The following is a 23080-nucleotide window of genomic DNA, read 5'->3' as shown; positions in this document are numbered from 1 at the left end:
CGTAAAAAGTAGCTCATTTATTGTTCTAGAGTTTATTTTTCTTTTCTCCCGACTCTCTGCTGTATTGGGATTATCAAATCGCAACAAATATTTAATTTATGCAATATGCATTCTGGTTGAAATAATTGAATGTTATTATCATTTCAATAGCCTGTAAACAAAATAATTTTTTTGTATGGTAAATCAATACAAAGCGAAATACGAAAAATACCAGCTTAATTGGTACGCCAATATTTCTAGGCTCAGTCGTCCCAAGAGCTATTTGGGCAAGATAATGTTAGTGGCGTTTCTAGGAACTCATATACCATTATTGACTTTGTTCTTTTATTCCATTAGCGTTACCACCCTAAGTACAGATACAAAAATTCGCGTTTTAGTAGTCGCACTCCTCGCTACATTAATTGGAACAGCTGTTACTCTTTTTACGTTACAAAAACTCTTATTGCCTATCAGTGTTACAGCAAAAGGTTTAAGGAAATATTTAGAAAACAATCAAATCCCAAAGCTGCCAACGCATTTTCAAGATGAAGTAGGCGTTTTAATGGCCGATACCCTATATACGATTTCTAAATTGGATGAATTAATCGAACAATTAAAAAACTACGATCGCATCACATCCTTGCCGAATCTCCATTTATTTCAAGCACTACTACAAAAAGAAATTCACAATGCTCAATGTCGCAATCAATCCTTAGCCGTATTATTGCTAGATTTAGACAATTTTACAAATATTAATACTCATTTGGGTAGAGACTATGGGAATTTAATTTTAAGAACAATTGCTCAACAATTAACTCAAGCAATTGGTGATAATAACTTATTGGCAAAAATAAATACCGATACATTTGCGATTATTTACCCCCATTTAATATCTTTAGAGGATTTAGAAAAATACTCTCAAAAACTCTTAACCATCATTAATCAAAAAATGACGGTCAAACATGAAGATATTTATCTAAGTGCGACTATGGGAATCACTGTTTATGATGAAGGCAAGGTAGAGCCCCAAGAAATTATCAATCAAGCAGAAACTGCCCTCAATTTAGCCAAGGGAGAAGGGCGGAATATTTATCGCTTTTATTCGGTAGAAACCAATGAAAAATTACGCAGCCGTTTTCAGTTAGAGAGAGATTTGTATCGTGCTTTAGAGAGAGAAGAGTTAGAGCTTTTTTACCAACCACAAATTGATGTCAAAACAGGAAACATTACTGGTGCTGAAGCTTTATTGCGATGGCGTCATCATGAGCATGGGTTTATATCCCCTGGTATATTCATCCCCATTGCAGAAGCAAGTGATTTAATTATCAACATCAGTGATTGGGTTCTTAAAACTGCTTGCCACCAAAATCAACAATGGACTAAAGATGGTTTTCCTGAACTTTGCGTGGCTGTTAATTTATCAGCAAAACAGTTCCAACAGCCTCAGTTAGTGGATGATGTTTCCAAGATTTTAAAAGAAACTTCTCTTAAACCAAATCAATTAGAATTGGAAATTACAGAAGGATTATTGATTAACAATATACAAAACGCAGTAAAGACTTTAGAGGATTTACACAATCTTGGTTTGATTACTGCTTTGGATGATTTTGGGACTGGCTTTTCTTCTTTGAGCTATCTGAAGCGTTTTTCTTTAGATTATTTAAAAATAGATCAATCTTTTGTTCGCGGCATTCCCCTAGACAAAGACGATGTTGCAATTACTAACTCTATCATTGCCCTTGCCCATAGCTTACAGATAGAAGTCATCGCAGAGGGAGTAGAAACTATTGAGCAAGTTAATTATCTCAAAAGTGTTGGTTGTAACAAGCTACAAGGTTATTATTATAGTCGTCCTATTTGTGCTAAAGACTTTGCTGAACTTTGGGAACAAAATCTGGAAAAAAGTTAGTTCGCCACAAATAGAACGACATGATGTCCTAGGTCACACTCTAAAATTGGATATCAGTGAAAGTAAACACTTTTTTATCAACTTCTTGATCGTTTTCTAGGTAGGTAATTTCCCGACGGGTGAGGACATAGTAACCGCTAACTTTTTCGAAGCTATCTCGGAAAAGGCTCTTACCCGCTTTGGGTTCTTTGGTGGCCGCATCAAAATAGACCGAATCATAGCCCAAAGAAAGATAGCCTTCGTCGGTATTGAGCACGTCAAAGGTATTGATGTTAACGATGATGTCGCGGATTTTGCGGTTTACAAAGGTAACGACATTATTTTTGATTTTGTAGGAATTCCCCATGGACGCGCCAGTCACTTGGATTTCCTGGGCTCCATCGGCAAACTTTTCGCCAAATTCAAAGCTATTTTTGCCGTGGCTGTCTTCAAAGGAGCGGCGTACTCGGTGGACAGTGATTTCCCACAGTTGACCTTCGATTTCTTTTTTTGCTGCTTCGGCTTCAATCCCTGTGACCTCAAAGGACATATCGGCTTTGATGGCTACTGTGCCGGTGTAGCTCTGGTCGCCGTGGGTAAAGGTAGCGGTGGCAGTAAAGCCGGGAAAATCTTGATCCCAAGTGTAACGGTTTTCGTAGGCGGCCCGAAAGGCATCCTGGGCGGTGAGAGTCTGTGTCATAGTGTGCTCCAGCGCTTGCATGTAATCACTGTTATTTCAACTTTTCTAAGATAACAGGTTCGTTTAAGTACAATCTACTAATAAAAGAGTTTTTCAATATTATTGAGAATTTAATTAACTATTTTTGGGCGATCATGTTGTTTTTGATTTTGTCAGGGGCTAGCGCTAGGGGTTGTTGGGGGTTACCTTACATAGGTCGGTCTCTGTGGCCTGTTTTCTACACTGTCTAAAAACCTTTGATGAGTCCTGTACTGCAATTGGCGATCGCCACCCTGATTTTGGGAACCTCCGGCGTCTTTATCAAACTGGCCGCTTTGTCTCCCCTCGTGATGACCTTTTTTCGGGCGGGCATTCCCCTAATCTTCGTCTCAGGCTTATTCCTCTACCGTCGGGAACCCCTTTTTTGGGGCGCAACCCCTTTTTTGTTGCTCATTTCCTTTCTCGATGCCGTGCGGGGACTGTGCTACATCATTGGCTTTAGCTATGCCGACCTCAGCAGTGCCGTCGTGATCCTCTACACCTGGCCCCTATTTACGACCCTATTGAGTTGGATTTTTCTCAAAGAAACGATTCCCCGCCGTAATCTGTGGCTATTGCCTTGTTTCATTTTGGGGATTATCGTCATCTACGCTGATGCAGAAATCAGTCTATCAAGCCGGAGCTTTCTGGGTCTTACCAGCGTTCTCATTGCTGCCGTTTTGGTAGCGTCTACCGTGGTGATGTACAAAGTTAAAGCCGCTGATTTTTCGGTATATCGGCTGATTTTTTACCAAAACCTCGTGGCTGGCGTTGTTTCCTTTCCTTTTCTGCTGGGAACTCAACCTTGGCCCGACCTTTTTCAATTCACCATGGGGGGGATTTACGGCATTTCCATCGGGATTATTGGTTTTATGCTGTTTTTTTCTGCCCTCAGTAAGCTCAAAGCTTCGACCACAGCCCTACTCTGTTATCTCGAAATTTTAAGCACTATTGTCTGTGGCATCGTCTTTTTCCAAGAAGAACTTTCCGTAAATATTATCCTGGGCGCTTCCCTAATTTTAGGAGGGAGTTTCTGTCTGAAAAAAACCAGTGATGTTGCCCCCTAGGTCAGGACGTCAGCCCCCAACAATTTTTGATATTTGCGCTGGAGTTCCTGTTGCATCAAGGGATATTGTTCGAGGAGAGGATCGATTTTGAGCAATTGTTCTGCCGCTTGTCGGGCGATGAGGAGCACTTCTTGATCTTCTGTCAGACTGGCTAGGGCAAAATCTGGTAGCCCCGACTGTTTCGTCCCCAGCACTTCCCCCGGCCCCCGCAGGCGTAGATCCATTTCTGAGATAAAAAAACCGTCGGTGGATTGCTCCAACACCCGGAGACGAGTTTGGGAATCAGGATTTTTACTATTGGTGACGAGCAAACAATGGGATTGATGTTGACCCCGACCGACGCGCCCCCGCAACTGGTGCAACTGGGAGAGGCCAAAGCGTTCAGCATTTTCGATCAGCATTACCGTCGCATTGGGCACATCAACCCCTACTTCGATCACGGTGGTGGAAACAATAATGTGGTTTTGGTTATCGCGGAAAGCATTGAGGGCGGCGTCTTTCTCCTCGGATTTCATCCGGCCGTGCAGCAGACCCACGTTAAAGCTCTTGAACACTTGCTCAGAAAGCCTTTGGTGTTCGGCGACGGCGGCCTTGGCTTCGAGTTTTTCGGATTCTTCAATTAGCGGAAAAATGACGTAGGCTTGGCGACCCTGGGCTACTTCCCGCTTAATTAGTTCGTAGGCTTTGTGGCGATCGCCTCCTTTGATCACCCGCGTATCAATGGGTTGGCGACCGGGGGGCAGCTCATCAATCTGACTGACATCTAAATCCCCATGGAGGGTGAGGGCCAAACTCCGGGGAATCGGGGTCGCAGTCATGGTGAGGACGTGGGGCGCTTTCCCCTTGGCGAGGAGTTTACCCCGTTGTTGGACGCCGAAGCGGTGCTGTTCATCAATGACCACCAGGCCGAGGTTCTGGAACTGTACCGGATCCTCAATCAGGGCGTGGGTACCGACCAGAACTTTGAGTTCTCCTGTTTGCAGTTGGCTGTGGATCTCCCGGCGTTTTTTCGTTTTTGTGGAACCCGTCAGCAGTTCTACGGGCAGATGGAGCAGGTTAAACCAGCCCACCAATTTCCGGTAATGTTGCTCGGCAAGGACTTCGGTGGGCGCCATGAGAGCGGCTTGGTAGCCGGACTGGATCGCGGCGAGGATTGCAAAGACTGCCACAACGGTTTTTCCGGCACCTACATCTCCCTGGACGAGGCGATTCATCGGCGTTGACTGGGCTAGATCCGCAAGAATTTCAGTGATCACCCGTTGCTGGGCGTTGGTGAGTTGGAAGGGCAGCAGTTTTTCAAAACGTTTAATGAGTTCCCCCTGGGGAATAAACACAGCACTTTTTTGGCTCGCTTTCTCCTGTTGCCGCCGTTGGAGGAAACCCAGTTGCAGGTAGAAAAATTCATCGAAAACCAGCCGTTGCCGCGCCTGCTGGAGAATTTCGGCATTTTCTGGGAAATGAATATTGGCGATCGCCTCTTGGAGTTTCATCAGCCCATGTTGCTCCCGAAAAGCGGTGGGAAAGGCATCCTTAAGCTGCGCAATGGCAGGTAGAGAGTTAATGACCACCTTCCGAATTAGGTCAGCGGGGACTCCTTCCGTGAGGGGATAAACGGGCAATACTCGGCCAATTTTCAGGGATTTGATATCAGCGCCACTGCTGTCGAGCACCTCAATTTCTGGGTTGTCGAGGGTGAGGCCATATTTATTTTTTTTCACCAATCCCGACGCGGCGATCGCCACCCCCTGGGGATATTGCCGTTTCATTTTTTCTTGCCAACCCCGATTACTGTAACGGGTGCCCGCATAGAAACGACTGAGCTTAATGCGGCCACTGCTATCCCGCAGCCAGAGTTCGAAAATACTGAGCTTCTGGTTTTTCGGGCTGGTAAAAATATTGCAACGCACCACATGGCCCACCAGAGTCACCGTTTCTCCCGCTTCTAGGTCAGTGATTTTAACCTGCTTGGCATAGTCGATGTGCTGTCGGGGGTAGTAAAAGAGGGCATCTCGCACCGTCTCTAAACCTAGCTTTGCTAATTGGTTGCTGCGTTTCGGCCCGATACCTGGCAAATACATCAACGGTTGATCCAGGGAAATTCTCTTGCCATAGGTTGAACTTTTGACGTTACTTTCACAGACCGATTGGGTGCGGGGCAGTTTCGCCTTGGGAGCAATCTGGCTTGGCTGTTCTAGCTCTTGTTTAAGTTGCTGCAAAAAACGCCTCGCCCCAGCCACCAAAAGACGGCGATCGCCTAACGTTGCCACGGGATAATCGGCAAATTTCTGGGCAAATCCCTGCCACCGGCGTCGCTGATCCGGATCAATGCCTGCCGGGGGAACTGCGCCAAAACTCAGGCAAAGAAATTCACTAAAACGATGCTGATGGCCCTGGAGATCCTGAAAGCCCCGTTCCGCTTCGATGGATAAGGCTTTTTGTAATCGCAAAAAATCCGGCTGATTCATAACACCATAAACAAAAACGTAGGCTAACCCCTCTGCCAACATTAAACCTTATCTGCTAATAAGCTTGTACCGCAATGGAAACGGTAATCACACAGCAAAGGAGATTCAGCATCCCACGGTGATTATAGAAGTCCTTTCTCCCAGCACCGCCAACTATGACCAAAGCCGTAAACTAAAGCTCTATCGGCAAATCCCCAGCCTCCAGGAATATGTTTTAATCGACAGTCAACAAATTTCTGTGGCCCTTTACCAGCGGCAATCGGGCCGGATGTGGGGCTACAGCGACTACGGCCCCGACGAAACCTTTTGGCTCCCTAGTATTGAATTTGAATGTGCTGTGGCTGATCTTTCTTTATGAAAATGCAATTCTTGAGACTCTTGATGACGAATAGAAAGGCGATCGCCCTTCGCCCAAACACCCAAAATATTAGATGATGGTCTGTGCTGTCCGTTTCCCTGGCTGATGACCCGCACCCTCTATCTCCACGGCTTCGCTTCTAGTCCCCAATCCCGCAAAGCCCAGTATTTCGCCGAACATATTCCTGATCTCGTTATTCCCGATCTGAACCAAGACAATTTCGGTGGCTTAACCATTTCCCGACAACTGGCGCAGCTTAAACCCCTGCTCACAGAACCCAGTTACATCATTGGTTCAAGTTTGGGGGGCCTCACTGCGGCAATTCTGGCGGAACAATGTCCAGAACTGGTTAAAAAAATTGTTTTGCTGGCCCCGGCTTTCCAATTCACCACCAATTGGCGTCGTCGCTTAGGCGAAACCACCATCGCAGAATGGCAAAAAGAAATCTATCGTCCGGTGTTTCACTACAGCTACCAGCGGGAAATTCCTCTTCACTACAACTTTTTTCAAGATGCAGAAACTTACGCGAATTATTCATTTAAAAATACAACATCAACGTTAATTCTCCACGGCATTCACGATGAGACAGTACCCATTCAAGTGAGCGAAGATTATTGTAAAGATCGACCCTGGACAACGTTGATTTCCCTCGACAGTGACCACAGTTTAGGTAATTGCTTAGACACGCTTGTGCAAGAAACAAAACAGTTTTTATTTGGGGGTTAACCGATGCGGATTTTATGTCTCAGTAATGGCCACGGAGAAGATGCGATCGCCGTCCAAATCCTCAGCGCCATCCAAGCCCAAAACCCAGAGGTGAGCCTCGCTGCGTTGCCTATTGTTGGTACAGGTCATGCCTACCAAAAATTAGATATACCGATCATTGGTCGTACCCAGCAAATGCCTTCCGGGGGCTTTGTTTATATGGATAATCGGCAATTAATGCGGGATCTTAAAGGGGGTTTACTGCAGCTCACTTGGCAACAATATCAGGCTGTGAAACGGTGGAAAAATCAAGGAAAAGAAAAGTCCTTAATTCTTGCGGTGGGTGATATTGTCCCGCTCATTTTTGCGTGGCTCAGTGGTTGCCGGTATGCTTTTGTGGGGACAGCAAAATCAGAATATTATTTGCGCGATCGCCAGGGAAATTGGCTCCCGAAAACTTCTGCCCTTGAAAAGTGGTTTGGGTCAGTTTATTTGCCTTGGGAACGGTGGCTGCTCAGTCGGAAAAAATGTGTGGCTGTTTATCCGCGCGATCGCCTCACCACCGATGTTTTAACAGCCTACAAGATTCCCGCCGTAAATTTAGGCAATCCCATGATGGATGGCCTTGAACCTCCTGAAAATTTGCCCCAGAAAGAAACAAAACAAACTTTGACCTTTGTCTTGCTGCCCGGTTCGCGCCCCCCGGAAGCCCTGCACAATTGGCAAAAAATTCTCCAAGCCGCACAATTATTTGTGGAAAAGTACCAGGCGGTGAATTTTATTGCGGCGATCGCCCCTAGTCTCGACCCAGGAGAATTCTTCGACTGTTTGTCCTCTTTAGGTTGGCAAAAACTCGATTCTCAGCCCACTGAACTCACGTTTGGTGATCCTGAAGCCCAGGTTTTCCAGCAAAATAAAGCTCAGCTTGTCTTCACCCAACATCGCTATGCCGAAAGTTTACACTGTGCTGATTTGGCGATCGCCATGGCGGGTACGGCCACCGAACAATTTGTTGGCCTTGGAAAGCCTGCTTTGACCATCGTCGGTGCTGGCCCCCAATTTACCCCGGCCTTCGCTGAAGCCCAAACCCGGCTCCTGGGAGAATCCGTGCTTCTTTGCTCTCGCCCCAACGCAGTTCCTGACAAAGTGGATTTTCTGCTGAGTCATCCTGACTTACTCCAGGCGATCGCCATCAACGGCCAGGAACGCATGGGGACGGCTGGGGCGGCCCACCGTATCGCTAGTCATCTTTTGGCACTTTAATATTTAGAGAAGAAACAACCTAAACGGAATTGAGGCGTGGGAAACGATTTTCTGCCTGGAGCGCCTGATAAAAAGCTGTCACCTCTGCCATGGGCAACTGTTGCAAACTGGCGAGCAGCACCTCTCCCTGCTGAATAAAGTCCACAAGATTCAGGCCACCATAAACTTCTTCTTCCGTCTGGCGGAGGCGACGTAGCCCTTCTCCCATGAGAATTGTCGCGCCCCTGAGATTATCATTACTGAGGTGATAACAAGCCACGGCAATTTGCAAAATACCTTGGTAAAGAGACTTTTCTGGCTCCATAGCCTCAAACCACAGAGCCTCAAGGGTATCGTGGCACGCATAAAACTGTTGAGTATTTAGTTGCTCTACCCCCACGAAAAAAGTCTCTGGAATTGTCATCGGCTCTATCCTTTCATGCTCGCCGCTACTTCTTTGACGTAATCCAGTTCAATTTCCTGCTTATCGCCAGCGAAATCGTTGTCTTCGGTGATAAAGAGCATACAGTGACAATCATTGCGCTCCCGCATGGGGACACAGGGGCAGTTCCAAAAGGCATTGTCGACTTCCGCTTTTTTGTCTTCGTAATGGCGACAGGGACAGAGGGGCGCGCCCAATTCTTCTTTATGTTTAGCGAGGCCTTCGATCACAACTGCCGTTACCGAAGGATCGACACAAAAATAGGTGCCTGTGCGTTGGGCGTATTTTTCGGCAAAGTTTTTCATCAACTCTAAAGCCTTGTCGGAAGCATTGTTCTCAGCAGTCATCGCGGTATTTTCTGGTGTATGGGACTGTTTATACGATAGTACGCTTTCGTGAATTTCCTCAACTGCTTGGGGTCTGTGCCCTGGAAACTTCGCTAGCATTTAAGGAGTCATATTATTCAGCGGGCGATCGCCTGGGAGAATTTTTCAACCAAAAGTCTCCTCGTCCAGTGCCTAGCAACAAATATTGGCGAAAACCATTGATTTCTGGTCGAAATTGCGAAATTTGTCTGCTGAAGCATCTACATAAATATTGACGTTTGCTGTAGTGAGGTTTGAACAATGACTGGTTTAATTATTTTTGCGGTCTATTCCCTAGCCCTGGGTTCTGTATTTTATTATCTCAACCAACCCTATAATCGCGATTGGTGGCTCAAAGTGACTACCATGAATCCATTTTGTGTCTACTACTTTGGCCCTTTTTCCAGTGAAAAAATAGCCCGCTGTCATCTGGCGGGTTACCAAGAAGACTTGGAACGAGAACAGGCCACAATTACCCAGGTTGTTTTAAATCAAACGATGCCCCCAGCACAACTGACTATTTGTCCGGAAGAAGCATAAATAACAAAGATTAACGGTAACCTGAATGAATATCTCTGCGAGTCAAATAATTCAGGGGTTGTACTTTCTATTTCTATTGAAGTTTATCGTCGCCTATTGGCCGTAGCCGCGCCAAACTCCCACTAAAACCCCCTGTAAATCGACATTCAGCGCATCGGTTTTTATTTCGTCATACTTGGGGTTTGCGGGCTTAAGAACAACTTTTTTTCCTTCCCGATAAAAGTGCTTTAGGGTTGTGCCGTCCCCTGTCACACGCGCCGCAACAATGGTGCCATTTTTAACACGGTCTGGATCAAATACTTTTTGCATAATCGCGTAGTCCCCTTCGGTAATGAGGGCCTCAATCATGCTGTCACCGGTAACTTTGAGGGCATAACAATTGGGTTGGTTGACGACTTGATTGAGGATTAGGGTCTCACTTTGATCATCCGTAAAAGGTTCAACTAGGCCACCAGCGGTAATTGTCCCCAGAATCGGCAGACCTTCTCGCTGTTGTTGGGGGCGCAAAATCTTGAGAGTACGGGCTTTGCCATCGATCCAGTCGATGTATTTTTTCTTGCGCAGTCGCTCTAAACGGCTTTGGATTGGTGCTGGCGATCGCAAATTCATCGCGACCATCATCTGGCGAATGGATGGGGCATGTTGGTTTGTCTGGATGTAGTAAACAAGCCAATCGTAGAGTTCTTGTTGGGCAACAGTTAATTTTTGCATAGTCGGAATATTGCGCCAGTGCCGCGAGCTTAATCACTTCAATAGACGAGCCAGGGGCGTGAAGGCGTTGAATGTTTATGGTGCCATGGTACAAAACACATGATCTTAAGATGATTTGTACTAAACTATGTTCCCAATGGCAACAACTTCACGGGCAATCTGTAATATTTTTTGAGCTTTATTGCATTAATTTCCTCAAAACTCTGGCTTGGATCCGCCAGAAACAAGCCACAACGTCAGGGAAAGAGCGATTAAGTGCGTTAGATTGTTGAGCAGGCATATTTTGGGTAGAAAATAAGGATATGGCTGAATATATCCACGGGTATGATCCAGAGGAACAACAACGTCTTGTTGATCAAGCACGCTACTGGGGCGATCGCCTGTTGTTAAAAGATCTCGCATTTGACCCCAAGGCGAAAATTTTAGACATCGGTTGCGGCGTCGGCGCTGTCCTTGGGATCATCGGTGAAAAGTTTCCCACCCTAACCTTTGCGGGCATCGATCACCAACCCCATCAAATTGCCTATGCCACAGAATATTTACGTCGCCTGGGATTCAAGACTGACCTCCAAGTGGGAGATGCTTACACCTTGCCCTGGGCAGAAAATACCTTTGATTTTGCCCTGACTGTCTGGCTCCTGGAGCACGTACCCGATTCGGCGGGAATTATTGCTGAAGCGTTGCGAGTTTTACGACCAGGGGGCAAAATTTGCCTAACAGAAACCGATTACCAAAATCTTTTAATCTATCCGCCCCATCCTGATTTTGACTATTTTCAGCAGGCTCTTTGTGAATTATTTCAAGTTGCAGACGGCAATCCCTACGTTGGTCGCAGCTTAGGGGGATATTTAGAACAGGCGGGCTTTACTGGGGTTAAAAATGAGGCGATCGCCGTTCACCATTGGCACAGTCCCCAAGATCAAGACCTCAAAGGCTTAGTCGATCATCTCGACACCTGGATCAAACTGATGATCCCCCAGATGGTAGAGAAATTAGGCAAAAATCCCGACCGCCTCGAAAACGGCTTAACTCACTTTCGTCAAGTGCCGCAACATCCCCACGGCGCAATTACCCTGACCATTTATCGCGCCACAGGTGACAAACCCCCATCATAAAAAATCCCCCTAGGAATAGGAGGACGATCAATCATTCACAACAGAAAAAAATCTAAGCTGGATTGGTGGCCGAAGGACTTCTCTCAATGACCTGATCAATGAGGCCATAATCCTTTGCCTCCGCCGCAGACATGAAGAAATCGCGGTCTGTATCAATCTCAATCTTTTCTAAAGGTTGGCCTGTGTGGTCAGCCAGGTGTTGGTTGAGCTTGCCTTTGAGATAAAGAATTTCTTTGGCTTGAATTTCAATATCCGTCGCCTGACCCTGGGCGCCGCCTAGGGGTTGGTGGATCATAATCCGGGAGTTGGGTAAGCTCATGCGCTTCCCTTTGGCCCCAGCACTCAGCAGAAATGCCCCCATACTGGCCGCTAGACCAATACAGATCGTACAAACATCCGGACGCACTTGGTTCATCGTATCGAAGATCCCCATGCCGGCTGAGACAGAACCCCCCGGAGAATTGATGTAGAGGTAAATATCCTTTTCGGGATCATCGGCTTCGAGGAATAACAACTGTGCCACGATGAGATTGGCAATTTCGTCGTTGACTTGGGTGCCGAGGAACACAATGCGCTCCCGGAGTAGACGAGAGTAAATATCAAAGGCACGTTCGCCCCGACCAGAACTTTCGATAACGGTTGGAATCATGGGGTCTGTAAGCTCGTTGTTGTTTATGTCTTATTTGTTTGATTGTAATGGATTCAGTTGGCAGCGGTGGCGTTTCGGCTAGCTGAAAATCACTTTTTCGAGTTCTGTTAAGGCTGTTTCTAGGTCGTCATTGACAATTTCATGGTCGAACTCATGGCTCATGGCCAGTTCTTCTTTTGCCCGGACGAGCCGTTTGGCGATCGCCGCTTCTGGATCGTTCCCCCGTCCCCGCAGCCGCTGTTCTAATTCTTCAAAGGACGGTGGCAAAATAAAAATTCTGAGGGCATCTGCATAGATTTCTTTAACTTGGTTGGCCCCAATGACCTCGATTTCGAGGATGACAAAGTTTCCCTGTTGAATTTGTGTTTTCACCGGAGGCAGAGGGGTGCCATAGTAATTTCCCGCATACTCGGCCCATTCGAGGAGCTCCCCCGCAGCGATCATCGTCTCAAATTGTTCACGGGTTTTGAAAAAATAGTCTTGCCCATCCACTTCTCCGGGGCGGGGCTGACGGGTTGTTGCTGAGATCGAGAGAAATAAATTTTGGTGGCGCGGCAGTAAAGAACGAACTAAGGTTCCTTTACCAACACCACTGGGCCCTGTGAGGACAATTAATTTTCCGGGGGTGGTCATGGATTCGGCGGCGACGGGAGATGATAACTCAACCGTTAAACTTTGGTCATCGCCATGGCGGGATCTTTTTGCACAACAAAGCGATGGGCCACTGTCTCTGGTTGGATCGCTGATAGTACCACATGGCTGGAATCTGTAATAATCACTGCTCGGGTACGTCTACCATAGGTGGCATCAATTAATTGGCCGCGATCGCGCGCATCGCTAATGATCCGTTTGATCGGTGCAGACTCAGGACTCACAATCGCAATGACACGATTGGCAGAGACAATATTACCGAAACCGATATTAATTAATTGTATTTCCATAGGTCGCTTGAGCTTTCACTAGCAGCAGCCAGTTAAGGTTACAGATGGTTGATCGAGCACTTATAACTCAAGTCCAATGGTAGCGAGAAAAAATCGGAGATACAACGATTTAAGGGCAAAAATAATATAAATTTCTTGATTTTTACAGTTGTTTACCCATGGGACGAAAAATCTCGCCTATCTTAAAGCAAAAGCACCATTCTTGCCCTATATTGCATAGATTTATTACGGAGATCTAGCTTCTCCGTAGATTCATTAGTCGGGGTGGCAACGCGGTATCTCTTGATCCCTAAGATGCTCAGCGGCAGATAGTAACAGAATCACCTCGGTTTCTGTGGAATAGCAGATCACCACCCCAGCATAATTGCTGAAAATTGGGGCTAATTGGTGGAGTAATTGAGATACAGATGTCCCATGGCTTCAGCGACCCGTTAAGCCCTTTGTAAGAATGTGCTGTCGTACCCGATAAAAGCAAAACTGAATTGATTACAATGGAGGGCAACCGCACAAGATTCGGTCGAGTCAATCTCCCCTCTAAGCTGATCTAAAAGCGTACGAGACTTGCAAATTTCTCGCCCACAGCGTTTTTAGGGTCAAGCCCAGGGGTTTCCAGGGGGCTTTTTCCAACCGTTTTTCCGGTGGGGAAGTCAGAAGGAAAGTAGATTGTTGACTTTGACCTGTCCCAATGGGGTGATTTGCGCCATTCCTCCCCCCTTTTTCTTTCGCCTTCAGATCTCCATGAAAAAGATTGCTCTGTCTTTGCCTCGTTGCCCAGATACTTTTGTAAAGGGTGCCCTCAGAACGTTATCTGTTTTAGTTTTGTTGACTGTGCCCAGTTTGTCTCGTCCGGCGATCGCCGCGATGGAAGATAGTCCGAAAGCCATCGTTGATGAGATGTGGCAGATCGTCTACACAGAATCCGTTGCCAAAAATTTTGAGCCGGAATCTTGGCTAAAGCTCCGCGAAGATTTATTAAGCCAGAACTACGATACCTATGACACGGCCTATCGTCAAATTCGTGGTGCCCTCAGAAGCTTGGGAGATCCCTACACTCGATTCCTTGATCCAGAGGAGTTTGAAACCCTAACCAGCCAAACCACCGGAGAACTATCTGGCATTGGCATCCGCATGGAAATTAATGCGGAAACTGGGATCTTGACGGTGGTCGATGTCCTCCCGGATTCTCCGGCAGAGGCGGCGGGAGTCCAAGCGGAAGATCAGATTATGCAAATTGATGGTCAGGTGACCGCTCTTTTGAGCCTAGAGCAGTCTTCGGAACTGATTCGGGGCCTAGAAGGGACTGAAGTAAATTTAAAAATTCGTCGCCGCGACCAGTCTTCCCTAGATCTTGCGATTACGCGGGCAAAAATTGAATTGGCCACGGTGAACTACGGGGTACAAACCATCGGGGACGAAAAAGTTGGCTACATTCGCCTTGATGAGTTTAGTTCCCATGCCGCTGAGCAAATGTATAACGCGATCCAGGATCTAAAGGCGGAAACGGTTACGGGTTTTGTGCTGGATCTCCGGGGAAATCCTGGGGGCTTACTCTACTCCAGCGTTGATATTGCCCGGATGTGGATGGAAGAAGGGGCAATCGTTCGCACAGTGGATCGCAAAGGGGGCGATCGCCAATTTAGCGCCAACCAAACAGCGATTACCGATTTACCCCTCGTCGTGCTTGTGGATGAAAACTCCGCCAGTGCCAGCGAAATCTTAGCGGCGGCCCTCAAGGACAACCAACGGGCAACCCTGGTGGGGACTCGCACCTACGGTAAGGGCACCGTCCAATCAGTCCATGAATTATCCAACGGTGCGGGCCTGGCAGTCACAATCTCCCGGTACTATCCCCCCAGTGGCATGAGTATCAATATGAATGGGGTTAGTCCTGACATTACCGTAGAACTGGATAATGAACAGTTCACACAACTGCGTCTCGATCCGAGTTTGATCGGGACGAGTGCTGATCCCCAGTTTCTCAAGGCAGTCAATATTCTCCAGAACCAGCGCCTTAGTGAAACTCCAGGCAAACAAGCCCCCCTCAGCGCCCGCTCGTCTGGTGCCATCTCCAATTAAGCACCTCCCGTCGCTTTGATCGTCTGCAGTTCCCGTAGATGAGTAACCCAGAAACATTTGTTACAATCATTTACAATGCAACCCATTCAACTGTAGGCGATCGCATCGGATAAACTATGCCATACCAGACCCGTACCCCCGCGACCCCGGTCAATTCGGTCATCGAACAGCCCGCCCAGGAGTCCGAGCTGTGGCGTTACAATCCAGAGGCGATCGAAGCCAAATACCGCAATCGTCCCTTTGCTGTTCTGGGACGCCTCCTCACCATTATTTCCAGCTTTAGTGGCCTGCTACTCAGAATTTGGTGGGCTAAGGCCACTGGAAACAACAACAATCCCAAAGCCCAACAGAAACAAGCCGATCACCTCAAGGCGATTCTGACGAAATTAGGCCCCACCTACATCAAAATTGGCCAAGCCCTCTCTACCCGTCCTGACCTCGTCCCTCCCGTCTATCTGACGGAGCTAACCAGTCTTCAGGATCAACTTCCTTCTTTTCCGAATGAAATTGCCTTTCGCTTCATTGAAGAAGAATTAGGACAGCCTCCCGAAAAAATCTACGCCGAGATCTCAGATCATCCCCTTGCTGCCGCCTCCCTCGGCCAAGTCTATCAAGCTCGCCTCAAAACCGGCGAAAAAGTTGCCGTAAAAGTTCAGCGCCCTGACCTGCAACAGCGCATCAACCTCGATATTTTTATCATGCGGCGCATTGCCCGCTGGCTCCAAAATAATGTTAAACAAGTCCGCTCCGACCTGATTGGCATTACCGACGAATTTGCGGCGCGTATCTTCGAAGAAATGAACTATGCCCAGGAAGGACGTAACGCAGAGAAATTCAAGAAACTCTACGGCGGCATGGCAGAAATCTATGTGCCAAAAATTTACTGGAAATATACCGGTAAGCGCGTCCTCACCATGGAGTGGCTCGATGGCACGAAGCTAACTAACCTCAAGGAAGTCGCCGCCAAAGGGATTGATGCCACCCATTTGGTTGAAGTCGGGGTGGAATGTTCCCTCCGCCAACTCCTGGAATTTGGCTTTTTCCATGCTGATCCCCACCCTGGCAATCTTTTAGCCCTCGATGATGGTCGCCTTGCCTATCTGGACTTTGGCATGATGAGCATGATCGAACCCTACCAACGTTATGGGTTAATCGAAGCTGTGGTGCACCTAGTTAACCGCGATTTTGAAGCCCTGGCCCATGACTATGTCAAATTAGATTTTCTTAAGCCAGATACTGATCTTGCGCCCATCGTGCCTGCTCTAAGCACCGTTTTTAATAATGCTTTGGGAGCTAGTGTTGCGGAACTTAATTTTAAGAGCATCACGGATCAAATGTCGGGCATTATGTACGAATTTCCGTTTAAGGTGCCTGCCTACTATGCTTTGATTATTCGTTCGATGGTGACCCTCGAAGGGATTGCCATTGGTGTTGATCCAGAATTTAAAGTCTTGAGTAAAGCTTATCCCTATGTTGCAAAGCGCTTGTTGACCGATAATTCTCCGGAATTACGTCATTCTCTGAAGGATTTATTGTTTAAAGAAGGCAGTTTTCGCTGGAATCGCCTCGAAAATTTACTGAACAATGCAAAGAATTCTACCGACTACGATCTTAAAGGGGCGGTTAATCAAGCCATTGACTATATCTTTTCAGAACGGGGTGAATTTATCCGGGAGCGCCTTGCCGAAGAAATTATTCAATCGGTGGATATCCTCGGACGTAATACCTTCCAAAACATTACCAGTTTGGTACAAGAGCAGTTGGGCCAAAAGCCGACCCACAACCAGACTAGGGGGATGAGTGCAGAAGACCGGGCGAACCTGGTGCACATTCAAAATATTTGGCGTATCCTCCAGGAAACCCCTGATTTTGACCCGATGTTTATTTTGCCTTTGATTCCTAAAGTGCTCATTAAGCCGGAAACGCAACAATTAGGTCAGAAAATCGCTGAGGGACTCTTGCAGCGCATTGCCGCCCGTTTCATCCGTAATGTTTTGTTGGCCGATCCCAACGGAGATAAGACTCGTCAACGGGAGGTGATCCGTTATCCTGGGTCTCTGCCGCTGCCAAAGTCTGCGTTACGGTAATGTCTTAGGGAAATGGGTTGCTTTTTTGCGTAAAATTGAGCAAATATTAGCAATCTCAAAGACATTGTGGGGCCATGGCACAATCTAAACCATATCAACCTATTTTATTACGCTTGCTCCATGGCCTAACGGCGATTCTGGTATTGCTGGCTTTAGATACGGGGTTTTGGGTTTACGACATTTATGATGGTCGCTGGGGCCGTTTGGGTCTACCACGGCTCGAAGCGATGCAGGGCATCCATGGAACGATCGCCTTAACATTCTTTTTATTGCTACCGTTCTTTGCGGTGTACAGTTTTCGTCTGGGCGATCGCCGTTTGCTGCAGCCGAATTCCCTGACGCAATTAAAGCAACTGGGAAAACCGATTGGGTGGGTTTCGGCCCATCGACTGATTAATACAGGCATGCTGCTGGCGGGAACCTTAGCTGTCATTACAGGCCGGATGATGAAGGAAGAATGGCTACCGGCAGGAGAACTCAATCATTTCGCCTACCTTGGTCATCTGTTGGCCTGGGGGGTCATGTTTGGGGCGCTGGCTCTGCACTTACTTTTGGGCATTAAAGTTGGAGGTGTCCCCCTATTAACTTCGATGGTTAGTCTGGGGCAACGGGAAGGCGATCGCCCCAAAAACTGGTTACAGGGATTCCAGCAGCGGCAGAGCTTGTTACTGAAATCCCTAGAAATCATTGTCGGTTTAGGGGTGCTTTTTGCTTTGGTTGTACCCTTGTTTAATTTTTAGAAATAGGGATTTTTCCACGTTCCAGTAAAGACAATTTCCGCAAAGGGTTTACGGCTACGGGGGCTTTGTTCCCGTTCCTGGAGGGCTTCTGGTGCTGTGGTAATATCACCCGGATAGCCAATGGCCACGGCAGCGGCCGGTTCAAAGCCAGCGGGAATTTTGTAGCGGTCACGGGCTTTGTCTTTATCGAAACCGCCCATTTGGTGTACCCGCAGACCGAGGGCTTCAGCTTGGATCGTTAAACTGGTCAAGGCTTGGCCCACATCATACATTCCGTAGGGATTCGGGTTATCATTGCGGGTAAATCGCTGTTTTCCGACAGAAATCATCAGAATGTATGCGTTTTTTGCCCAGGTCTGGTTTGTTTCCATCAGGCAGTCCAACATTTTGCCATAGGCAGCAGCATCAGCTTTTGTGGCCATCAAAAACCGCCAAGGCTGTTCATTAAAACAAGAGGAAGCCCACCGGGCGGCTTCTAATAAGCTCCCAATTTTTTCTGCTTCGACGGGGCGATCGCCATCAAAGATGACCGTACTAAACCGTTGACGCAGTAGGGGGTGAATTGGATATTGAGTTTGGGCGGGTTTTTCCATGGAACTTACGACAGAATAATGGGCAATAGAAAGAAAACTAAATTCCAGCTTTAGGATAACGACTTTTGGGTTGGATGTTTGGTGGATTATTGATGGATTAACTTTTATCTGGGCTAGTTATGGTTGCCTCTTCCCCTAGAACAGCGGGTCAAAATGTACGTCGCTTAGCCTTTAGACGTCGCCTCCAGTCCTGGCGGGCTTTCTTGGCGGCGGGAGGACTCCCGGTCTTGGTGGTGTTCATGTTTCCGGTCTTGGCGATTGGTCTAGGGTTTATTGCGGCCATCGTCATTGTGGCGATCGCTGCCTTTGGGGCAATGGGTTTTATTTTCCGGGGTTTAGATCTTTGGCAAGCCGCAAACCGTGCCGTTCAGGGGGCCAAAGCCGAGGAAAATGTCGCCAAAATTCTCCAGGAACTAGAGCCCCAGGGGTGGTCTTTTGAATATGGGATGCGCCTTGATGATGGCCTGGGGGATGCCGATGTGATTTGCTTTTCGCCCCAGCAAAAAACCTATGTCATTGATGTCAAATCCCATAAAGGCACGGTGATTTTCCAGGATCATCGGCTCCATCGCCGCATGGGACGCACGATCTATGGCTTTAAGAAGGATTTCTTACAAATTGTGATGAAGCAGGCGCTCCAGGTACGCGATAAAAAAAAGCTTGATTTTGTCACACCGTTGCTAGTATTCACCCGTGCCCAGTTGGCCGTCTCCCACAAAAAAATTCGCGGGGTTTATGTCATTGGCCAAGCGGATTTGGTGGCAAAGTTGCAGGAATTGGGTTGAGCGCTGGGGTAGCTGTGGTCGTTCAAGGCGGTGGCGAATTACATCATTTCCCAAAAATTTGATCGAGAAACAATTCAGACTCGCTTACGATCAAAGTAACAGAATCCCCCTGGACACGACAGATTTTTTATGCTCCACGATTTTCAATTGTCTATCTTGGCCCTGGGCCATGACCAGTATCAATTGCGTTTGAGTTCGGCGATCGCCCCTGGTGCGGAACCCATCGTGGCAGTGGTCACTTGGCAACCGGAAGCTTGGCTGGCAACCTGGGCCAATTACCCCCTAGAGACCTGGGGGAAAATGCTGTTTACGGCCCTTTTTACGGGAGAGATTTACGAGCATTGGCAAGACATGGTGGCGATCGCCAAAGTGGATAATCTTCCCATTCACGTTTATTTGGGCTTACCGGATGGGATTTTGTGGTTTCTGCCATGGGAGGCGATGTTTATCGAACCGCAGAATTACACAGTCCACTTTTCTCGGCAACGGGACAGGGCCATTGGTGCCGACAATTCTGAAAATTTAGATACAGCGGTTGATTTGTCTTGGCTGGGGGAGACAGAACCCGAAGAGGATGTTGCCTTTATCCAAGATATTTTTGCGAATATGCCCGAACCGTCCGAGATGGAGACGGATACTGAAAATGATCATCGGGGAATGCTCTTGATTCCCTCCTGGCGCTCCCTATTGGCTTTTCCCCGTAGCCTCCTAGGGTTGGGTTTGATCATCATGCTCACCCTGGGGGGCATTTTGCTGGGCCGACATTTACAAAACATTTCTGTAACGCCCACCACCACCACAGAGGGAATTACGCGCCTGACGGAAAAGGAATTAGAAAAGCTCACTGATGCGGACTTGGTGCAGTTGGCCCAGGCAGATATTGACCAAGACAATTGGGGCAATGCTGAGATGATCCTCGGTGAACTCCTTGATCGCCAAGCCTTTGGTGTGGTGCAACCGTTACTGTTTGATCCAGCGATCGCCCCGGAGAATGAAACCATTGCTTTTTTACGGGGACGCTATATCTGGCAAACAACCTTGGCCGCCGTCCCACCATCGCCAACCCAAGCAACGGCGATCGCCACGGTGCAAGAAAATTGGGACATGGCCCTAGCCCAACAGCCCAACGACCCCGAAATTTTGATGGCCCTGGGTTTTGTCCATTACCTCAATGCAGATTACGAAGCCGCCAATGATCGTTGGTATGAAGCCTTAGCAGCGGCAACGACCCAGGATTTCCCCCCAGTCCTCCAGGCGGAGATTTATGCGGGCCTGGCGATTAGTATGTACGATTTGGCCCAAGGGCAACCCACCGACGTTGACCAGGAAATTCTTGTGGGGAAAGCCGAAAAACTCCGGGCGATCGCCCTAGATCTCGATCGTTCCCAGCTCAACCCCCGCCGCCTCGAACAAAGTTGGTTATGGTTCCCTGAGGCGATCGCCACTTGGCAAACCCTGCTCGCTTTAGAAGAATCTCCCTAGGTCATATCCGAGGCGTACATTCAATCAACTTGAGCGCAAAAATCTTGCAAACCATTACGGCTTAAGCACGAGACCCCCTGATGGGGCGGACTTGGGGGACAATGGGGTGAAATAAATCCCACGATAATAACCCTATTATGTCCGAACAAAACATTGAATCCATCCTCCAGGAGCAGCGCCTTTTTTCGCCTGCATCAGACTTTGCTGCCGAGGCCCAGATCAAGAGCTTAGACCAGTACCAAGCCCTCTACGACCGGGCGAAAAATGACCCCGAAGGCTTTTGGGGGGAACTCGCCGAGCAGGAATTAGAATGGTTTGAGAAATGGGACAAGGTGCTCGATTGGCAACCGCCCTTCGCCAAATGGTTTGTCAACGGGAAAATTAACATTTCCTACAATTGCCTCGACCGTCATCTCAAAACCTGGCGCAAAAATAAAGCCGCCCTCATCTGGGAAGGGGAACCCGGTGATTCCCGTACCTTCACCTATGCCCAGCTACACCACGAGGTCTGCCAGTTTGCCAATGCGATGAAAAAGTTGGGCGTCAAAAAAGGTGATCGCGTCGGGATTTATATGCCAATGATCCCCGAAGCCGTCGTTGCCCTCCTCGCCTGTGCCCGCATTGGTGCGCCCCACACCGTCGTCTTTGGTGGCTTTAGTGCGGAAGCCCTCCGCAGTCGCCTCGAAGACGCTGAAGCCAAACTGGTAATCACCGCCGACGGGGGCTTCCGCAAAGATAAAGCGGTACCCCTCAAGGATCAAGTAGATGCGGCGATCGCCGATCATCATGCCCCCAGCGTTGAGAATGTCTTGGTCGTTCAACGCACCAAAGAGCCTGTCCACATGGAAGCCGGGCGGGATCACTGGTGGCACGAGCTGCAAAAAGAAGTCTCCGCTGACTGTCCCGCCGAGCCGATGGATGCCGAAGATATGCTCTTTATCCTTTATACCAGCGGCACCACGGGTAAACCCAAGGGCGTTGTCCACACTACGGGCGGTTATAATCTCTACACCCATATAACGACTAAGTGGATCTTTGATCTCAAAGATGATGACGTGTATTGGTGTGGTGCTGATGTGGGTTGGATCACCGGCCACAGTTACATTACCTATGGCCCTCTATCTAACGGGGCAACGGTCTTAATGTATGAAGGTGCACCCCGTCCGTCTAATCCCGGTTGCTATTGGGAAATTATTCAAAAATATGGTGTCACCATTTTTTACACGGCACCCACGGCGATTCGGGCCTTTATCAAAATGGGTGAAGACATCCCCAATAAATATGACATGAGTTCCCTGCGCCTCTTAGGAACCGTGGGTGAACCGATTAATCCAGAAGCTTGGATGTGGTACCACCGGGTTATTGGTGGCGAACGTTGTCCCATTGTTGATACATGGTGGCAAACGGAAACCGGCGGTGTGATGATTACGCCTTTACCCGGTGCAACTCCCACAAAACCCGGCTCGGCGACTCGTCCTTTTCCGGGGATTGTGGCGGATGTCGTTGACCTTGATGGAAATTCCGTCGGTGACAACGAAGGCGGCTACCTGGTAGTGAAACAACCCTGGCCTGGGATGATGCGCACTGTTTATGGCAATCCCGAACGCTTCCGGTCTACCTATTGGGAGCACATCGCCCCGAAAGATGGACAATACCTTTATTTCGCAGGTGACGGGGCACGCCGTGACCAAGATGGCTATTTTTGGATTATGGGTCGCGTCGATGATGTCTTAAATGTTTCGGGCCATCGCCTCGGCACCATGGAAGTGGAATCGGCCCTCGTTTCTCACCCTGCCGTCGCCGAAGCAGCCGTGGTTGGAAAGCCAGATCCGGTTAAGGGGGAAGAGGTATTTGCCTTTGTCACCCTTGAGGGCACCTACAGTCCGAGCGACGATCTCGTAACGGAACTGAAGGCCCATGTGGTGAAAGAAATTGGGGCGATCGCCCGTCCGGGAGAAATCCGTTTTGCCGATGTAATGCCCAAAACCCGTTCTGGGAAAATCATGCGGCGTTTGTTGCGGAACCTAGCCGCAGGCCAGGAAATTGTGGGCGATACTTCTACCCTCGAAGACCGCAGCGTCCTCGACCAACTCCGGGGCTAACCCCCCATTCTCCCTTGAGGGAGATGTCCA

Annotated in this window: 22 protein-coding genes; 13 read left to right on the top strand and 9 right to left on the bottom strand. The window is 48.2% G+C overall.

All coding sequences use genetic code 11. The annotated features are described in order from the left end of the window. Nucleotides 1-175: 175 nt before the first annotated feature. Nucleotides 176-1888 (top strand): putative bifunctional diguanylate cyclase/phosphodiesterase, encoded by a 1713-nt coding sequence (locus tag FEK30_RS13735; RefSeq protein WP_065710942.1) that lies wholly within the window; start codon nt 176-178, stop codon nt 1886-1888. 40 nt (nt 1889-1928) lie between these two features. Here FEK30_RS13735 and FEK30_RS13730 read toward each other — a convergent pair whose 3' ends face one another. Next, nucleotides 1929-2567, bottom strand: a complete 639-nt coding sequence (locus FEK30_RS13730; protein WP_138073495.1) for a DUF3386 domain-containing protein — start codon at nt 2565-2567, stop codon at nt 1929-1931. A 239-nt stretch (nt 2568-2806) separates the two neighbouring features. Here FEK30_RS13730 and FEK30_RS13725 point away from each other — a divergent pair, with 239 nt between their 5' ends. Next, a complete protein-coding gene (locus FEK30_RS13725) occupies nt 2807-3652 on the top strand; it encodes a DMT family transporter (RefSeq protein ID WP_062434788.1) in 846 nt (281 codons plus the stop codon). On the opposite strand, the gene recG is transcribed toward FEK30_RS13725, so the two are convergent. Further along, nucleotides 3649-6117 (bottom strand): ATP-dependent DNA helicase RecG, encoded by a 2469-nt coding sequence (gene recG / locus FEK30_RS13720; protein ID WP_138073494.1) that lies wholly within the window; start codon nt 6115-6117, stop codon nt 3649-3651. The two genes, FEK30_RS13725 and recG, sit on opposite strands and share 4 nt — an antisense overlap. A gap of 118 nt (nt 6118-6235) precedes the next feature. On the opposite strand from recG, the gene FEK30_RS13715 reads away from it, so the two are divergent. The 3 genes from FEK30_RS13715 to FEK30_RS13705 all read left to right on the top strand — a co-directional run bounded on the left by FEK30_RS13715 (nt 6236) and on the right by FEK30_RS13705 (nt 8443). Beyond that, nucleotides 6236-6475: a Uma2 family endonuclease gene (locus tag FEK30_RS13715; protein ID WP_255447891.1), complete on the top strand. Its 240-nt coding sequence runs from the start codon at nt 6236-6238 to the stop codon at nt 6473-6475. 105 nt (nt 6476-6580) lie between these two features. After that, nucleotides 6581-7201, top strand: a complete 621-nt coding sequence (locus FEK30_RS13710; protein WP_138073493.1) for a YqiA/YcfP family alpha/beta fold hydrolase — start codon at nt 6581-6583, stop codon at nt 7199-7201. Between the two features lie 3 nt (nt 7202-7204). After that, the gene (locus FEK30_RS13705; protein ID WP_138073492.1) at nt 7205-8443 is read left to right on the top strand and encodes a lipid-A-disaccharide synthase-related protein; all 1239 of its coding nucleotides are present in this window, start codon (nt 7205-7207) and stop codon (nt 8441-8443) included. A 19-nt stretch (nt 8444-8462) separates the two neighbouring features. Here FEK30_RS13705 and FEK30_RS13700 read toward each other — a convergent pair whose 3' ends face one another. Beyond that, nucleotides 8463-8846, bottom strand: coding sequence for a DUF309 domain-containing protein (locus FEK30_RS13700; protein ID WP_138073491.1), 384 nt, complete (start codon nt 8844-8846; stop codon nt 8463-8465). Nucleotides 8847-8851: 5 nt separating this feature from the next. Continuing rightward, complete coding sequence (locus FEK30_RS13695) at nt 8852-9211, bottom strand: ferredoxin-thioredoxin reductase catalytic domain-containing protein (protein WP_012307462.1); 360 nt, start codon at nt 9209-9211, stop codon at nt 8852-8854. A gap of 279 nt (nt 9212-9490) precedes the next feature. On the opposite strand from FEK30_RS13695, the gene FEK30_RS13690 reads away from it, so the two are divergent. Further along, on the top strand, nt 9491-9769 hold the full coding sequence (locus tag FEK30_RS13690; RefSeq protein ID WP_012307461.1) for a DUF1816 domain-containing protein: 279 nt from the start codon (nt 9491-9493) through the stop codon (nt 9767-9769). Between the two features lie 93 nt (nt 9770-9862). Here FEK30_RS13690 and lexA read toward each other — a convergent pair whose 3' ends face one another. Next, the gene (gene lexA / locus FEK30_RS13685) at nt 9863-10480 is read right to left on the bottom strand and encodes a transcriptional repressor LexA (RefSeq protein WP_099240768.1); all 618 of its coding nucleotides are present in this window, start codon (nt 10478-10480) and stop codon (nt 9863-9865) included. A 302-nt stretch (nt 10481-10782) separates the two neighbouring features. On the opposite strand from lexA, the gene FEK30_RS13680 reads away from it, so the two are divergent. After that, nucleotides 10783-11595, top strand: a complete 813-nt coding sequence (locus FEK30_RS13680) for a class I SAM-dependent methyltransferase (protein ID WP_138073490.1) — start codon at nt 10783-10785, stop codon at nt 11593-11595. Between the two features lie 52 nt (nt 11596-11647). Here FEK30_RS13680 and clpP read toward each other — a convergent pair whose 3' ends face one another. The 3 genes from clpP to remA form a co-directional block, all read right to left on the bottom strand. Then, nucleotides 11648-12244: an ATP-dependent Clp endopeptidase proteolytic subunit ClpP gene (gene clpP / locus FEK30_RS13675; protein WP_012307458.1), complete on the bottom strand. Its 597-nt coding sequence runs from the start codon at nt 12242-12244 to the stop codon at nt 11648-11650. A 78-nt stretch (nt 12245-12322) separates the two neighbouring features. Continuing rightward, nucleotides 12323-12877 (bottom strand): guanylate kinase, encoded by a 555-nt coding sequence (gene gmk / locus FEK30_RS13670; RefSeq protein WP_138073489.1) that lies wholly within the window; start codon nt 12875-12877, stop codon nt 12323-12325. Nucleotides 12878-12912: 35 nt separating this feature from the next. Continuing rightward, nucleotides 12913-13185, bottom strand: a complete 273-nt coding sequence (gene remA, locus FEK30_RS13665) for an extracellular matrix/biofilm regulator RemA (protein ID WP_012307456.1) — start codon at nt 13183-13185, stop codon at nt 12913-12915. Between the two features lie 738 nt (nt 13186-13923). Between remA and FEK30_RS13660 the strand changes: the two genes are divergently transcribed. From FEK30_RS13660 to FEK30_RS13650, 3 genes are all read left to right on the top strand, one after another. Next, the gene (locus tag FEK30_RS13660) at nt 13924-15261 is read left to right on the top strand and encodes a S41 family peptidase (protein WP_045441624.1); all 1338 of its coding nucleotides are present in this window, start codon (nt 13924-13926) and stop codon (nt 15259-15261) included. A 116-nt stretch (nt 15262-15377) separates the two neighbouring features. Further along, nucleotides 15378-17348, top strand: a complete 1971-nt coding sequence (locus tag FEK30_RS13655) for an ABC1 kinase family protein (protein WP_138073488.1) — start codon at nt 15378-15380, stop codon at nt 17346-17348. A 74-nt stretch (nt 17349-17422) separates the two neighbouring features. Then, a complete protein-coding gene (locus tag FEK30_RS13650) occupies nt 17423-18088 on the top strand; it encodes a cytochrome b/b6 domain-containing protein (RefSeq protein WP_138073487.1) in 666 nt (221 codons plus the stop codon). Here the strand turns inward: FEK30_RS13650 and FEK30_RS13645 are convergent. Then, on the bottom strand, nt 18085-18681 hold the full coding sequence (locus FEK30_RS13645; RefSeq protein WP_138073486.1) for a nitroreductase family protein: 597 nt from the start codon (nt 18679-18681) through the stop codon (nt 18085-18087). The two genes, FEK30_RS13650 and FEK30_RS13645, sit on opposite strands and share 4 nt — an antisense overlap. 119 nt (nt 18682-18800) lie before the next feature. On the opposite strand from FEK30_RS13645, the gene FEK30_RS13640 reads away from it, so the two are divergent. The 3 genes from FEK30_RS13640 to acs all read left to right on the top strand — a co-directional run bounded on the left by FEK30_RS13640 (nt 18801) and on the right by acs (nt 23050). After that, nucleotides 18801-19466 (top strand): nuclease-related domain-containing protein, encoded by a 666-nt coding sequence (locus FEK30_RS13640; protein ID WP_065710934.1) that lies wholly within the window; start codon nt 18801-18803, stop codon nt 19464-19466. A 129-nt stretch (nt 19467-19595) separates the two neighbouring features. Further along, complete coding sequence (locus FEK30_RS13635; RefSeq protein ID WP_138073485.1) at nt 19596-20948, top strand: tetratricopeptide repeat protein; 1353 nt, start codon at nt 19596-19598, stop codon at nt 20946-20948. 137 nt (nt 20949-21085) lie between these two features. Continuing rightward, nucleotides 21086-23050, top strand: coding sequence for an acetate--CoA ligase (acs, locus tag FEK30_RS13630; RefSeq protein ID WP_138073484.1), 1965 nt, complete (start codon nt 21086-21088; stop codon nt 23048-23050). The last annotated feature ends 30 nt before the right edge of the window (nt 23051-23080 follow it).

It is taken from the genome of Picosynechococcus sp. PCC 11901 (assembly GCF_005577135.1).
Lineage (GTDB): Bacteria > Cyanobacteriota > Cyanobacteriia > Cyanobacteriales > MRBY01 > MRBY01.
Note: the sequence above shows the minus strand (reverse complement) of the source record. Positions and strands in the feature narration are given on the sequence as shown.